The organism is Trinickia dabaoshanensis, from assembly GCF_002879885.1.
Classification (GTDB): Bacteria; Pseudomonadota; Gammaproteobacteria; order Burkholderiales; family Burkholderiaceae; genus Trinickia; species Trinickia dabaoshanensis.
The window spans coordinates 158,047-172,659 of the sequence record NZ_PNYA01000006.1 but is presented as its reverse complement, the minus strand read 5'-3'; the positions used below and the strand labels follow the sequence as shown (position 1 = coordinate 172,659).

Below are 14,613 nucleotides of genomic sequence, written 5' to 3'. Positions count from 1 at the left end.
CGCGGGCCGCAACGGCATTTGCCCCGTCTTTTTATCGGAATGTCTATGGCCTAGACGGTGGCTGGACCCGCGGCCCGCATTATAAGTGGCCTTGCGTTTCACCATCGCCCAACCCATCAAGGGGGGGGTAGCAACGGTGCCGTCGCCACGGCGGGGCGGTAAATACCTGGAGCGTGCTCGAGAGACTGGATGCGCCTAAGTGAGAGAAGGCCGGAGCCGGCCGCGAGCGTGCCATCACTGCGCACGTCGGGGAAGCGAGGCGCGGACGGCCTCGCTGGATTCAATCGCGATCGTAACTAACGGCTCATCCTATCTCGCTACCAGCGCACAGTGATCGATCGCGCGCGCATCGTATTTGTTCACGGTATTGAAACCCGCTTCGTTCAACCAGCGGATGTGATCGCGCACGGGATAGGCCATGCCTTCGCCGCTAGCCACCGTGACGAAGTAAAGCGAGGATTTGACCGATTGCAGGCCCCCGGCTTCGTCGTCGTCGCACATCAACGACCACACGAAAAGCTGTCCGTCGCGTTCGAGGTAATCCCGCGCCTTCTTGTACAGGAATTGAATCTTCTCGGGCGAAAAGATTTCGAGCACGTGCGAGAAGATGACCCCGTCGCAGCCGCCGGGCCAGGGATCGGAGAACATATCGACAGCGACGCACGTCACGCGATCGGATAGTCCGTTCGCCTCGATATTGGCGCGTGCCTTCTCGATCACGGACGGTAGATCGACCAGCGTCACCATGAGCGACGGATAGCGCTCGCACAGCCGAATGGCGTTCGTGCCGTCGCCACCGCCTAGATCGAGAAGCATCGAAACGTCGCCGAATTCGCTGACCTTCATCATGCGTGGCGAGAGTCGCGTATAGGCGCCCATGCCCTCGTGAAACAACCGCTCCAGCGCGGGATCGGTGGCCATGCGGCCATATAGCGTCGGCGCATCGCCGGGAAATTCATCGAGACCCGCGTTACGGCCCTCGCGCAATGCACGCGTGAAATGCAAGCACGCGCGGTGTTGAATCTTGTCGTTCAGGTGGACGAACGGCACCATCGACTGCTCGGCAGTACGCAGCAGACATCGGCGCGTGAGCGGTGCATTCGTGATGGCGCCGGTTTCGCTGACGCTCACGAGTTTGAGTTGCTTCAGGCCCAATAGCAGCACGCGGCAGCCGTGCTCATCGATCTCGAGCCGTTTGGCGAGCGACTCGATCGTCGCGCCGCGTTCGATGACGTCGAATACGCCGAGATCGCAGGCCGTGGAGAGCACTTGCGTCTTGATGTACCCGTTCATCATTTCACAAAGCGCTTGCCATTCGTCCCACGCAAGTTCGTCCGTCGCAGTCATTGCCCACTCCCTCCTCGATTGTCCTACGAATTCTTTGGCCGCTGTCCGCGGCCGACCCGATGCATCGGCCGTCGATGGCCCGATGCGTTGTTCGACTCGCTCGCCTCAAGCGCCAGCCGTCTGTGCCGCCGTGTCCGTTCCCGCCTGTGCGACGGCATCGACGGCTGCGAGCTGTGCCTTGCGTTGCGCGAGACGATCGGCGACACGTTCCTTTTCCGCGGCGGACAAGCGTGGCGCGTTCCAGCGCATGTAGCATTCGAGCTCATGCACGCGCATGCCGATAGGCGTGGATGCGCCGTCGATGAACAGTGCGTCGTGCAGCGCCATGGCGCGCAGAACCAACACCGGCATGTCCGAGCGCATCGGTCGAAACGTTTCGGAATGCGCGCCCCGCACGTTGCTCGCCGGGTGGAACTCTCCGAGCATCAAGCCGCACTCCATGTAAAACGGCTTCAAGATCATGTGAGCGCAGTCGATGAACTTGTAGTGATCCTCGCCGTTCAAGCCGAGTGGATACACCGCGAGCGAGAGCAACTCGGACGGCTCGGGCCGCTCCTTTGCCACGCGCTTGAACAAATACGGCAGACGCATCAGCGTGCCGATGTACGTGTCGAACGGCATGCCGGCGGCGTCGAACGCGCTGAACAGCAACGCGTGTTCTTCATGCGATGGTTTTGCGAATGGGCATACCGCGCCTTTGCGCCCGAGGTCCGGGTGAGGCTGCATGATGAAGCGCTGCATCCATGCGAGGCCGGCGGCGTAGGTGTCGCGCACGCGCGCATCGGTCACGGCGTCGATATCGGTCGAGGGCGTCAGCATTCGCTCGATCTCGGCAAGCGCACGAGAAAGATCGGCTGAGGTGCCGAGGGCGATACCTTGGTTCGTGGTCGTTTCGGTCGTCTGCATCGTCATACTCGCGCGCTTTGTTTGAATGCCTCGTCATCGGTCGGCCTGTCTTCTTCGATCATGTTCTTGAACAACTGCCCCCATTCGTAGTCGTAGCGGTCCGGGTGAAAAGGAAACACGCCCGCGCCCGGCGTAAACGTCAGTTCTCCGAAATAAATCTCGCCGTCGGGTACATAGAGATCGAGACGCACGTAGCCGAGGCCGTCGACGAGGCGCGTCGCGAGCCGGACGATCTCGTCCCAATGAGGCGGTTTGGGCGGCGGAGTTTTGCTGCGCGCGTAGTGGCCTACGGCAAGGTCGAGGTGGTTCCAATGCACGTCGAAGACATCGCCATGCGGCGTGCCGAAGCGATCGGAGACGATGCCCGAATAAATGAGCGGCCCCGAATGGTCGCGGCCGAACATATTCATTTTTAGATCGGCGGGGATGTTGCCGGCTCGATCCACCAACAACTGCTCGAAGTACAGCCTCGGTTTGATCGCACGATAGTGTCGCTCACGCGCGGAACGATAGTAGTCTTGAGCGAGCCACCGTCGCGCGAGTCGATCCAATTCCTTGAACGACGTGCGACGCTTGTCTTCGACGATCTTCACGAACGCGCAGCCATGGTTCGTCTTCATGACGAAAGCGTTCGGCAGCGAATCGAAGACTTCTTCCGTAAACACCTCGGGCACGGCGATAAGCGGGATCAAATGCTCTTCGCCGATGCGCTGTTTGACGAACTCGCGCACGGCGAGCTTGTCGGCCAGTACGCTCCATAGCGGATCGGGGTGCAGGCAGCGATGTAGGATGAATTCATTGAACGTTTTCGGCTCGGCAAGATTGGGATAGCGTCCCACGTGACGTCGATGCGATAGCCGCAAGAACATCTCGTCGGGGACCCACCGCTTGAGCACACGCCACACGCCGCGCATGCCTTTGTTGATCCACGCGGCGGCCTGCCGCGCGGCATCGTCTCGCTTGTTCATGATTGCCGCGCTAGATGCTTCGATACAGACCTCTCGCCCGGCTAAAACGGGTGTGTGCAGCAACAGCGCCGCTCCATCGCAGCCGGCTTGGTCGAGCGGCTGATCGGTTTTCACTACGTTAGACATGGTCTATCCCCGCGTCTTCGATGCGCGTCTTTAGGTCGGTGATCCGTAGACGTGATGGAACCATTGCCCATGAGGGGGAGCAATGCGGGGAGCCGGAAGTCGGGAAGGTTTGGCGTTTTATGCCGTGGTTATTCGACGGGCTGTTGTATAGAAAACTCTGCTTACAGAAAAGGGCATTTGCTTAGGCTTTTTACTCATTAACACTGGCGGAATAGGCCGGGTTTAAAAGGCCATTAAACGAGGGAAAAAGCCCCATGGACAAGCTTGCATCGAGAGCAAGCTCGCGTCGTTCGTCGCATGCGTTGGATGCATCGGATGATTGTTGCGCTCACGACCAGAGCGCGGCGCGGCGGCTCGGGATAGGGCCCGCATGGACGCGCCCGGGGAAAGGTGCCGAGACGGCTTGTTCGAGCAGCGCGGTTCGCGCGAAGCGCACCCCGGTGCGCGCATTTGCACGAATCGTGCCTCGGGCGATGACTCACTCAGGGGCGTAGCCAGCCGCGCCGAATCGGCGTCGCGAGTACCCGCCGATGAGCGGCGACGGCCCACTGCGTGAGCGACGGCCCGACGCGTGTCCATACGGGGGAGAGGAGGGCGTGAACGGCCAGCGCGACGCAGACGGCGCCGATCATATCGAGCGGGAAGTGCACGCCGAGAAAGACCCGAGCCCAGGCCACCGCCAAGCCGCCTACGAGGGTTACGGTGCCGAGGCGTTTCATACGCCGGGCGAACAGGACGATGGTGATCGCGGCGAATACCGTCGCATGGTCGCTCGGAAACGACGAATCGGGCGCGTGCGCTAAGAACGTGTGGCCGAGGCCGATCATGAAGGGCCTGGGGTGCTGCCACATCAAGCCGATCGCCTGGTTCACGCCGAGGGCGGCCAGCGCGAGTCCACACGCTTGCAGTGCGGCTTCGCGCCGTTCCGGATCGGCCGATAACCAAAGGGCGATCAATATCAGCGGGACCGACCAGATCAAACCATTGGCGACGAACGAGGCGACGGCGATGCACCAGGCCGGCGTGGCCGGCGTCGCGTCGATGGCGAGAAACAGCGCGCGGTTCAAGAGTTCCAGTTCGTTCGGTGACATGAGGACGCCATCGTAAAGACAAGGCGCCGATTGTCGAACCTGGTTCCTTAACACTGCCTTAAATTGCGTCGGCCGCCGCGCGGGGCCTTCCGGAACCCAGGGCACGCCCCGCTTTTAATCGACTGACGAATTTAATCGGGCCCCTGAAAGGGCGCAAATGTACCGCTATAATTCGGCGCACCCCTTTTCGCCTAAGTGCCTGATGACTCGACTCTTTTGTGCGTTGCTGATCTCGTTCGGTCTTGCCGCGTCCGCCAATGCGCAGGAGTCCGAACCATCACGCGCGCTCACGGGAACGGCCATCGCGGCCGCGAGCGCGCCGAGCGAAGCGTCGGCTTTGCAAAACGCCACAGCGCCAGGGCAATCGGTAGTGCCGGTGGCCGCGGCCGCATCGGACGCATCCGATGCCTCGGCCAGCGCAGCGGGAGCGGGGCAGGTCCATCGCATCCGAGAGATGCTCACGCGCAAGTTCGGACTTGCGCGCGCGAAGGCGGAGCAGATTTCCGCTGCCGTCATGACGTCCGCATCGAAATACTCGCTGCCGCCGGCGCTCGTGCTCGCGATCATCTCCATCGAATCACGCTTCCAAGACCATGCGCGCGGCAGAAACGGCGCGACGGGACTGATGCAAGTCGTGCCCGCGGCCCATAGGCGGCTCGTCAAAAACCTCGACTTGACCGAACCGGTCACGAACATCGAGGCCGGCTCCGCGATCTTGCACGGCTACTTGGAATCCGCTCGCGGCGATGTCGGCGCCGCGCTGAAGAGCTACGGCGGTTCCACCGCCTATGCACGCAAGGTCAGCCTGCGCGCCAAGGACTTCGAAATGGTCGATACGGCGAGCGCCGCGACCGGTGCTTCGGCCGCTCAATGACAGGCGTATGTCCTGTAATCGGCAAGGCAGCCGGCGCGTACCGTCTCCGTTCGTTTAGCTCTGTCCTGCAATTTGCGCCACGACGGCCGGATTGACGAGATTTTCGGCGGTGCGCGAGCGGTATGCTCTGCTAGAATCTCAGTCGTCGTGCGGAAAAATATGCAGGACACCAAAATAATTAGCGCTTTCGCAAAGCTGGGCCATTCCGAACGTTAGGAAACAAAACATGAATTGGCTCCGCCCTTTGATCGTCTTTACCGTTGCGCTTGGTTCCGTCGTCTACGCCGACGCCACGCAATGGACACCCCTGAAAAGCGCCAGCGATTTGGCCTATGCCGTCGATACCGACAGCATTGCAACCGATTCCGACGGGTACATCGAATACACCGCGAAGACCACGTGGAAGGCATCGTCGTTAATGCCCGGCGCAAGCGCCCCGGTGTCCGTATCGGTCACCCGTTATCAGATCGACTGCGCCGGCAAGCAATGGCGCGCGCTCGACACGCACTATCTCGCCGCGGACGGCTCGCCGGCCGGCGTACTGCGCTCGGTCGATTCGGCCTGGGTGGCGGTGAGCCCCGGAACGGTCGTCGACATCATGTTTCGCAAGGTCTGCTGAGGCTGACGCGTTTTCCCCGGTGCGCCGCTGCCGCACGACGATGTCGAACTTGCTCTAGTATGTGAAACCGCCGCAAGTAGGGTGCGGAACTTGTTCGCACAGGCGGCCTAAACAAACAGGAGAGCAAGATGCATGTTATGCGGAAGCTGAATGTGGCCGTTCTGTTGTGGGCAGTGGCGGCCGGTGCCGCGTTCGCGGACACGGTGACGCTGAAGGCCGATCTCGAGCCTTCGAGCGAGGTTCCGCCCAAGACGTCCAAAGGTCATGGCGCGTTGCGGGCAACGTTCGATACGGCATCGAAAGATCTCAAGTGGCAGGTGACGTACGAGGGCCTATCGGGGCCCGCGACGATGGCTCACTTCCATGGCCCCGCGCCCGTTGGACAAAACGCCGGCGTCCAGGTCGGCATCCCGAAGGATAAGCTCGCGAGCCCGATCGAAGGCGAGAAGACGCTCACGGATGCGCAGGCCGACGAGTTGATGAACGGCAAGTGGTACTTCAACGTCCATACCGCGGCCAATCCGAGCGGCGAAATTCGCGGGCAGGTCGTTCCGGCCAACTGATCGATTCGACGGCGTGCGGGCGGTGCGCCTCGTGTGCCTCGTGTGTTATCGCGCACAGTCCGCTCCGGCTTTGCCCCATGCACTCCGGCAGGGACGTACCATGGCGATTACGTCTGGGCCTAGATATCCATGGAGTGTGTCGCGATGAGCTGGCAAAGCGCCGTCGCCTGTTGGTTGCTCAAGAAACAATTTCGGCCTGAAACGCTCAAGCCGCATGTGAGCGTCGAGCGCGCGCGCGTTCATGCAACGGCCCGTATCCGGCGGCCGAAAGTACCCCGGGGCTGGCGGTTGACCGAGCGCTCGTCACCCTCCGATGCGCCGCTGCGCGGGGAATGGTTGGAGCGAGCCGACGATTTGGCCAATCGATCGCCCGCGCGCACGATCCTGTACTGCCACGGCGGCGGCTATTACTTTTGCTCGCTGGCCTCGCATCGTGCGCTCGTCTTCGAACTCGCGTCGCGCTCCGGGGCCCGCACGTTCTCGCTCGATTACCGGCTCGCGCCCGAGCACCCGTTTCCCGCGGCGCTCGACGACGCACTGGCCGCCTATCGCCGCTTGCTGGCGCATGACATTCCCGCCGATTCGATCGTCGTCGCGGGCGATTCCGCCGGGGGCGGGCTCGCCTTGGCGACGCTGGTCGCGCTGCGCGATGCCGGCGATCCGTTGCCGGCCGCGGGCGTACTGTTCTCGCCGTGGACGGATCTGGCGGCCACGGGCGGCACGCTCGAGTCCAACGACGGCATCGATCCAATGTTTTGCGGGGCCGCGATCGGGCGCGCGGCGAAGTTTTATATCGGCGGCGCCGATCCGACGCATCCCTATCTTTCCCCGCTGTACGCCGATTTGGCCGGCTTGCCGCCGCTGTTGATCCAGGTGAGCAGTACCGAGGTACTGCTCGACGATACACGGCGCGTGGCCGAGCGCGCCCGCGAGGCAGGTGTCGCCGTTCAGTGCGAGATCTGGCCGGAACTGCCGCACGTATGGCATCTGTGGACGCCCTTCGTGCCCGAGGCGAAGCAGGCGCTCGAGCGGGCGACGCAATTCATGCGAACTCACGCGCGTGAGCGTGCCCCCGGCGCGGTCGGCGCCGAGTCCATGGCGCGATAAGCGGCTTGCACGGCCGGCGTGCCGTAGCGCCGCTCGAGACGCCGAACGGCGAAATGCCCGTGCGCCGTCTGCTGGAAGTGGTCGATGAACACCGTATTGACGGCGGCACCGAGCACGGCGCCGATCGCGGGAATCGATTTCGCGGCGATCTGCTCGCTCACCTGAGCGGAAAAACGGGCCGCGATCACGTTCATCAAGCGCATGAGCGCGGGCGCGCCGTGCGCCGCGACGCCCTTGCTCGCCAATTCCGACGATGCTTTGGAGATCGCCTGCGCCAGCGCGCCGCGGGCGATGAAGTAGCCGAAGTCCGCTTCTTCGTCTTGCGTGCTCCTTCCCATTCCGAATACGGCCAGGCATTGCAGCCGCGCATGGGCATCGCTCAGATCCTCGCCTTCGCTACGCGCGATATCGCAGATGGAGCGGAACATGAGCGTCGTCGTGACCGGCAGTTCAGCCGGTAGCGCGATGAGGCCGAAGGCCCCGCCGGCGGCACCCGTCGTCGCAACGGCCACTTTATGGAGCCAGTCGCGCGCCTTGGTCCTGCGCATGGGATGCGGGGCGGCCGTGTCGCTTTCGATCGCCGCCGCCTGCGGTGTGCCGAGCGTCGCGAGCGCGGTACGCAAACTGGCATCCAACGCGCGGCGCGTGGCGTCCGCGATCGTGTCGTGCGCGTAAGCCGGCAGCCGGGCCAGCAATCGCTCGATCGGCATACCGACGGCGCTCGCCAGCTTCATCGCCAGCGGCTCTCTTTCGAGCGCCTGCTTAGCCGCCGCCAAGGCGGCCCGATCGGCCTCGGTGATCGATGACGTTGCGATAGGGATCGGTTCCATTTTGCTAGTTGGCTGACGAAGAGAAAAGAAGCGTTGAAATGCGCACCGATGGAGCGGAGCATCATTCAGCAAGTTCTATGCGCCCATGCTATCATTTGCCGATTCTTTGACGTATCAACGATTGCATCCTCAAAAAATGGCCGTCCATACCGCCGCTCATCACTCGCGTGGGCAGCTTCTGCCGTTCCGAGAGTCGCTGCTCGCCATGCTCGGGATCTCCTTCGTCACCATGCTGGTCGCGTTCGACCAGACCGTCGTCGGCACGGCTTTGCCGACGATAGTCGCCGAGTTGCGAGGCTTCGAGCTCTACGCCTGGGTGGCGACGTCCTACCTGCTGACTTCCGTCATCACCGTGCCGATCTTCGGGCGCCTTGGCGATTATTTCGGGCGCAAGCCGTTCGTCATTGCGTCGATCGTGGTCTTTACCGGCGCGTCGGTACTGTGCGGCGCGGCCAATAGCATGCTCTTCCTCGTGATTGCGCGCGCTCTGCAAGGCATCGGCGGCGGCATGCTCGTCGGCACCGCCTTCGCGTGTATTCCCGATTTGTTTCCCGACTCGGTCGTGCGTTTGCGTTGGCAGGTGCTCATGAGTTCGGCGTTCGGCATCGCCAATGCGATAGGGCCCTCGCTCGGCGGGTTTCTCACGCAGTACTACGGCTGGCGGTCGGCCTTCTATGTGAACCTGCCGGTCGGGCTGCTCTCGCTCGTCTTCGTATGGCGTTATTTGCCGCATGTCCGTCACATCGCGGCGCGCGGCAAGATGCGGCTCGACTGGCCCGGTTCGCTGTTGATCGCGGTGGCGCTCGGTTCGCTGCAATTGCTCGTCGAATCGCTGTCGCAGCACGGGCTCTCGCGTGGGGTCGCCGCGTTGGGCGTTGCGGCGGCCGTCTCGGCCGTGGCGCTCTGGAAGTGGGAACAGCGCGCCGCGCAGCCAATCTTGCCGCTCGACATGTTCGCCAATCGGAGCCTCGCCGCGCTCTTCACGTTGTCGGTGCTCGGCGGATACTCGATGTTCTCGCTGATTTTTTACGCGCCGCTGCTGTTGCAAGGCGGCTTCGGGCTCTCGCCGAAAGACGCGGGCGTGCTCATCACCCCGCTCGTCGTTTTCATTACGATCGGCAGCATTTTGAACGGCCGCATCGTGACGCGCATCCGCCGTCCGAACGCCATGCTCTATGTCGGCTGCGCGCTGTTGGCATGCGCTTGCATCGGTACGGCGCTGGCTACGCGTTCGATGCCCCACCCGCTGTTGATGGGGCTCATGGTGCTGGCCGGCGTGGGGCTCGGCTTCCTGCTGCCCAACTTGACCGTGTTCGCCCAGGAAACGGCGGGCCGCGAGCACCTGGGCATCGCCACGGCGCTGCTCCAATCGCTGCGAATGATCGGCGGCATGTTCGGGGCGGCCGTGACGGGTACGCTCATCACCCACTTGTACGCGCGCGGCGTGCGCGACGCCCTCACGAGTTCGAATGCCATCCAGTGGTGGACGACCATGCGCGATCCGCAAATCCTCGTGAACCAAGACGCCCAACATGAGCTGCTCGCGTCGCTCGCCCATGCGGGCCATAACGGCGCCGCGCTGCTGGAGCAAGCGCGCGTGTCGCTCGTCACGGCGATTCACGCGAGCCTCGCCGTGGCGGCCGTCGTTGCGCTTCTCGCGCTCTGGCGGTGCGCTAGCGTCCCGCACGTGAGCATCACCCGCCGGGGCGAGCCCGTGCCTGCGGCAGAATAGGGCAGGTAAAGAACAAAGGTTGCATCATGGAAGACTACATCGCGATCGTTCAGCAATTCGGCCGAACTTATCGCTCGTTCATGTCGGCGTTCGAAGCGCAAGTGGGTCATGCGATGCCGCGCTGGCGCATCTTGCTGGCGTTGACGGAGGCCGATGGCGAGTGGTCGCAAAAACGGCTCGTCGAACGGTTGCGTATCGATCCGGGCGCGCTAACGCGCCAGTTGAAATCGCTCGAGGCGCTCGGATGGATCGCGCGCAGCATCGACGCGCGCGATAACCGCATCACGAACGTCCGGCTGACGAACGAAGGGCGGCATGAGGTCGATGCGAGCTTGCCGCAACGCAACGCATTCTTGCTCGAAACGATGGGGGCGCTGCCCGACGATGCGTTGTCGGCGTTATCGGATGCCTTGGCCAAGCTCGAGGCGCGTATTGGTGAAGTGGCGGGCTCCGCGCCGCCCGGACCCGGCGCCGCGAACCCAAGCGGCGAGGGCGGCGAGGGCGGTGGTCCCGCCCCGGCCCCGGCGGTTCACCGGCGATGAAATACCCGGCTCTATCCGCGCCGCAAGCCTCCGCGGCTCGAGCCGTGCGCCCGTTGCGCGAGAAGGCGCATTAAAAAAACGTCTCGACCACTTCCGTGACGCGGTAGCGGTCGTCGACGATCAGCAACTGGCGCCATTTGTCGAACGTGAGGCACGGGTGCGAGATGTCGAAGGCCAACATGTCGCCCACTTTCAGATCGGCGCCCGGCACGATCCGCAGATAGGCGTGCTGGTCCATCATCCCCGTCACTTCCCACCCCTCGCTCGGGGCGACTTCGCGCGGCGCGTCGCTGCCGGGCCGGTAATGGCGTGCCGGAACGGGCATGCCCGCATCGAAGGCCGCGTCGCGTTTGCCGAAACCGACGATCGCGCGGTCCGGTTCGGGAATCGACTGCACGTACGCCCACAGTTGCAGCGCGGGCAATAGGGCCTCGCCCATCTTTCTCGCGATCGGGTTGCGCGCGAGGATCTCGCTTTGCGCCCTCTTGTAGATGCCGACGTCGTGCGTCAGATAGCAGCCGGGACGCAACACCACTTCGATCGCGCCCGCCTTCGATTCGGCGGCGAATTCCTCGGCGACGACGTCGTACCAGGCTGAACCCGCGCCCGACAAGATCGCCGGAGTGCGCCCGAATCGCCCATCGCGTGCGAGCGTTTGCGTCGCGGCTACGGCTCGGCGCAAAAACGCGCGCACGGCTTGCTCGTCGGCCAGCACGCCTTCGTAGAGTTCGATGCCCGCCAACACGAGCGTGCCCTCATGGCGAGCGATCGCCGCCAGTACCGCGTCGAGTTGCGCGTCGTCGCGCACGCCCGTTCGTCCACCCGGCACGCCCAACTCGATCAGCACTTGCAGCCGGCGGCCGGCAGCCTTGAAGAACGTACCGAGCTGCTCGACCCCGTCGGTCGAATCGACGAGGCAGAAAAATTCGAAGTCGGGATCGGACAAGAGCTCGGCGATCATCGCCATGTTTTGCCGGCCGACGAGCTGGTTCGCCATCAGTACGCGCTCGATGCCGCCATGGTAGGCCGCGCGCGTTTGATGCGCCGTGGCGAGGGTGATGCCCCAGGCGCCCGTTTCGATCTGTCTGCGAAACAGTTGCGGCGCCATCGTCGTCTTACCGTGCGGCGCGAACTTCAACCCGTATTCGGTGACGAAGTCTTGCATCCATCGCAAATTGTGCTCGATCCGGTCCGCGTACAGGACGGCGGCCGGCAAGCTGACGTCCTCGGCGAGCAGATTCCATTCGAGGTTTCTGGCCGCCTCGAGCGGTACGCTCGTGCTCGGCACCATGCCCAAGCCCTTGCCGAGCGGGTCGATGCAGGCCGCCGTGTAGCTCGTCATCGTCAATGTCATCGGTGTCGTCCCCTGGTTTCGTCATGCGACGGCGTTCGTGCCGACGTTCGAACTCCCATAGTACAGAAACTGCGAGTACGATTCTCGGCAAGCCGGTGCCGCCGCATCCTCGCGCGGCCGACCGCCCCTTCTGCGCCTCGCCCTCGGAGACGAACGATGCATTCTCATCCGGAAGCCGCCGATACATTGATCTACGGTGCCACGCTTTACGACGGGTCGGACAAGCCACCCGTCGTGCGCGACGTCGCGATTCGCGGCGAGAAGATCGCGGCCGTCGGCAATCTTTCCAATTGGATCGCCGAAGAGATCGTGGAGGCCGACGGCCGCGCGCTCGCACCGGGCTTCATCGACGTTCATACCCACGACGACACCCACGTCATTCGAGATCCGCAGATGTTGCCCAAGCTCTCGCAGGGCGTCACGACCGTCATCGTCGGCAACTGCGGGATCAGCGCTTCGCCCGTGACGCTGCGCGGCGATCCGCCCGATCCGATGAACCTGCTCGGCGAGCGCGAATCGTTCCGGTATCCGACGTTCGGCGCGTATGTCGATGCGGTCAATGCCGCGCGCCCCGCCGTGAACGTGGCGGCGCTCGTCGGCCACACGGCATTGCGCGGCAACCACATGGACCGGCTCGACCGGGCCGCAACCCCGGCGGAAATCGACGCGATGCGCGCGCAGCTCGCCGAAGCGCTCGAGCATGGGGCGCTCGGGCTGAGTTCGGGGCTGGCGTATGCGTCGGCGTTTTGCGCGCCGACCGAAGAGGTGATGGCGCTGGCCGAGCCGCTCGCGCAAGCGGGGGCGCTTTACGCGACACACATGCGCAGCGAGTTCGACGCGATCCTCGATGCGCTCGACGAAGCCTGTCGCATCGGTCGGCATGCGCGCGTGCCGGTTGTCGTCTCGCACCTGAAATGCGCCGGGCCGCGCAACTGGGGGCGCAGCATCGAAGTGCTCGCCTCGCTCGAACGCGCGCGCGAGGCACAGCGCATCGGCTGCGATTGCTATCCGTACGACCGCAGTTCCACGACGCTCGACCTCAAGCAGGTGACGGGCGACATCGAGATTACGGTGACGTGGTCCACACCGCATCCGCAAGCCTCGGGCAAGCGCCTGTCGGCGATCGCGAGCGAGTGGGGCGTCACGCAGCAAGAGGCGGCGGCGCGCTTGCAGCCGGCGGGCGCGGTGTACCACAACATGTCGGAAGACGATGTGCGCAGGATCTTGGCGCATCCGGCGTCGATGGTGGGTTCGGACGGTTTGCCGAACGATCCGCTGCCGCACCCGCGGCTGTGGGGCACGTTTCCGCGCGTGCTCGGGCATTACGCGCGCGACGTGCGGTTGATGCCGCTCGAGCAAGCGGTGCACAAGATGACGGGGCTCTCGGCGCGCCGCTTCGGGCTCGAACGGCGCGGCGAGATTCACGTCGGCTATCACGCCGATCTGGTGCTGTTCGACCCGGCGACGGTGCGCGATGCCGCAACGTTCGACAATCCCCGGCAAGTCGCCGATGGCATCGACGCCGTCTGGGTCAACGGCGTGCTGTCGTATCGCGATCGCGCGCCCTCGGGCCAGCGTGCGGGACGCTTCGTGCCCCGCGGCGCGAAAGCAGGCGGCGATTCCGGCCATCCCGGCGAGGCGTTTTAACGCGAGCGAAGCCTAATCGGGCGAGCGGTGGCGGTGCGGCAGTAGCCGGCGGCGATCATTGCCGTGCCGTGCGCGCGTTATCGGGCATCGGCAGGTTGTAGTTGGTGCGGAACGGATTGATGTCGAGCCCGCCGCGGCGCGTATAGCGTGCGTAGACGGCGAGCTTGACCGGCCGGCATTGGCGCAGGATGTCGATGAAGATGCGCTCGACGCATTGCTCGTGAAAGCCCGTGTGCGACCGATAGGAAATGATGTAGCGCAGCAGTCCCGCGTGATCGATCTGCGGGCCCACGTAGTGGATCTGCACGCTGCCCCAATCGGGTTGGCCCGTCACCGGACAGTTCGACTTCAGTAAATTCGAATACAGCGTCTCTTCCACGGGCGCTTCACCGTGCGCGGCGGTGAGCAGCGTGGGGTCCGGCTCGTAGACGTCGGCGTCCAGGTCTAGACGATCGAGCGAGAGCCCATCGAACTCCTCGAACTCGAGCTTGGCGAACTCGGCCGGCGTCGCGAGCCGCACCGACACGCTCGCGCCGCAGGCCGCGGAGACGTCGCGCTTGAGCGTTTCGCGCAGTGCCTCGACCGATTCGATGCGGGTTTGCGCGAACGAGCCCAAGTAGAGTTTGAACGACTTCGATTCCACGATGTTCGGCGATTCGGCCGGCACGAAGAACGTCGCGATGGCGATCTGGGGCTTGCCGCGTGCATTGAGCCAAGACAGCTCGTAAGCGTTCCAGATGTCCGTGCCGAAAAACGGCAGCGTCTGCGTGATGCCGATGGCTTCGCGCGCTTGGCTGCGCGCGATCGGAAAGAGCAGTGCCGGATCGTACTGCTCGCGATAGGTCGTGCTCTTGCCGAGTGGCGAATGGTCGGGGGTCATGGTGTTCGGTCGATGTTGGGCGCGCGC

At 63.9% G+C, this 14,613-nt stretch carries 14 protein-coding genes; 7 read left to right on the top strand and 7 right to left on the bottom strand.

The features are described 5' to 3' along the window. Positions 1-309: 309 nt before the first annotated feature. The 4 genes from C0Z18_RS08550 to C0Z18_RS08535 all read right to left on the bottom strand — a co-directional run bounded on the left by C0Z18_RS08550 (position 310) and on the right by C0Z18_RS08535 (position 4,438). Positions 310-1,347: a methyltransferase gene (locus C0Z18_RS08550; RefSeq protein WP_102644959.1), complete on the bottom strand. Its 1,038-nt coding sequence runs from the start codon at positions 1,345-1,347 to the stop codon at positions 310-312. A gap of 105 nt (positions 1,348-1,452) precedes the next feature. Next, positions 1,453-2,253, bottom strand: a complete 801-nt coding sequence (locus tag C0Z18_RS08545; protein WP_146013972.1) for a DUF6875 domain-containing protein — start codon at positions 2,251-2,253, stop codon at positions 1,453-1,455. A gap of 2 nt (positions 2,254-2,255) precedes the next feature. Continuing rightward, entirely contained in the window at positions 2,256-3,347 is a 1,092-nt protein-coding gene (locus C0Z18_RS08540; RefSeq protein ID WP_233217238.1) for an ATP-grasp fold amidoligase family protein, read from the bottom strand. Positions 3,348-3,829: 482 nt separating this feature from the next. Beyond that, positions 3,830-4,438 (bottom strand): phosphatase PAP2 family protein, encoded by a 609-nt coding sequence (locus C0Z18_RS08535; RefSeq protein WP_102644957.1) that lies wholly within the window; start codon positions 4,436-4,438, stop codon positions 3,830-3,832. A 202-nt stretch (positions 4,439-4,640) separates the two neighbouring features. Here C0Z18_RS08535 and C0Z18_RS08530 point away from each other — a divergent pair, with 202 nt between their 5' ends. The 4 genes from C0Z18_RS08530 to C0Z18_RS08515 all read left to right on the top strand — a co-directional run bounded on the left by C0Z18_RS08530 (position 4,641) and on the right by C0Z18_RS08515 (position 7,601). After that, the gene (locus C0Z18_RS08530; RefSeq protein WP_102645071.1) at positions 4,641-5,312 is read left to right on the top strand and encodes a lytic transglycosylase domain-containing protein; all 672 of its coding nucleotides are present in this window, start codon (positions 4,641-4,643) and stop codon (positions 5,310-5,312) included. A 226-nt stretch (positions 5,313-5,538) separates the two neighbouring features. Beyond that, entirely contained in the window at positions 5,539-5,931 is a 393-nt protein-coding gene (locus C0Z18_RS08525) for a surface-adhesin E family protein (RefSeq protein WP_102644956.1), read from the top strand. A 128-nt stretch (positions 5,932-6,059) separates the two neighbouring features. Then, a complete protein-coding gene (locus tag C0Z18_RS08520; RefSeq protein ID WP_102644955.1) occupies positions 6,060-6,494 on the top strand; it encodes a CHRD domain-containing protein in 435 nt (144 codons plus the stop codon). Positions 6,495-6,638: 144 nt separating this feature from the next. Beyond that, positions 6,639-7,601 (top strand): alpha/beta hydrolase, encoded by a 963-nt coding sequence (locus C0Z18_RS08515; RefSeq protein WP_102644954.1) that lies wholly within the window; start codon positions 6,639-6,641, stop codon positions 7,599-7,601. On the opposite strand, the gene C0Z18_RS08510 is transcribed toward C0Z18_RS08515, so the two are convergent. Then, positions 7,547-8,431: an EcsC family protein gene (locus C0Z18_RS08510; RefSeq protein WP_102644953.1), complete on the bottom strand. Its 885-nt coding sequence runs from the start codon at positions 8,429-8,431 to the stop codon at positions 7,547-7,549. The genes C0Z18_RS08515 and C0Z18_RS08510 overlap by 55 nt on opposite strands. Positions 8,432-8,567: 136 nt before the next feature. On the opposite strand from C0Z18_RS08510, the gene C0Z18_RS08505 reads away from it, so the two are divergent. Both C0Z18_RS08505 and C0Z18_RS08500 read left to right on the top strand, forming a co-directional pair. After that, positions 8,568-10,163: an MDR family MFS transporter gene (locus tag C0Z18_RS08505; protein ID WP_102645070.1), complete on the top strand. Its 1,596-nt coding sequence runs from the start codon at positions 8,568-8,570 to the stop codon at positions 10,161-10,163. A 26-nt stretch (positions 10,164-10,189) separates the two neighbouring features. After that, positions 10,190-10,705 (top strand): MarR family winged helix-turn-helix transcriptional regulator, encoded by a 516-nt coding sequence (locus C0Z18_RS08500; RefSeq protein ID WP_102644952.1) that lies wholly within the window; start codon positions 10,190-10,192, stop codon positions 10,703-10,705. Between the two features lie 70 nt (positions 10,706-10,775). On the opposite strand, the gene C0Z18_RS08495 is transcribed toward C0Z18_RS08500, so the two are convergent. Next, positions 10,776-12,059, bottom strand: a complete 1,284-nt coding sequence (locus tag C0Z18_RS08495) for an amino acid deaminase (RefSeq protein WP_408646978.1) — start codon at positions 12,057-12,059, stop codon at positions 10,776-10,778. 156 nt (positions 12,060-12,215) lie between these two features. On the opposite strand from C0Z18_RS08495, the gene C0Z18_RS08490 reads away from it, so the two are divergent. Beyond that, positions 12,216-13,706 carry an N-acyl-D-amino-acid deacylase family protein gene (locus C0Z18_RS08490; RefSeq protein WP_102644951.1) on the top strand — a complete coding sequence of 497 codons (1,491 nt, stop codon included), beginning with the start codon at positions 12,216-12,218 and terminating at the stop codon, positions 13,704-13,706. A 55-nt stretch (positions 13,707-13,761) separates the two neighbouring features. Here C0Z18_RS08490 and queF read toward each other — a convergent pair whose 3' ends face one another. Further along, on the bottom strand, positions 13,762-14,586 hold the full coding sequence (gene queF / locus C0Z18_RS08485) for an NADPH-dependent 7-cyano-7-deazaguanine reductase QueF (RefSeq protein ID WP_102644950.1): 825 nt from the start codon (positions 14,584-14,586) through the stop codon (positions 13,762-13,764). Between the last annotated feature and the right edge of the window lie 27 nt (positions 14,587-14,613).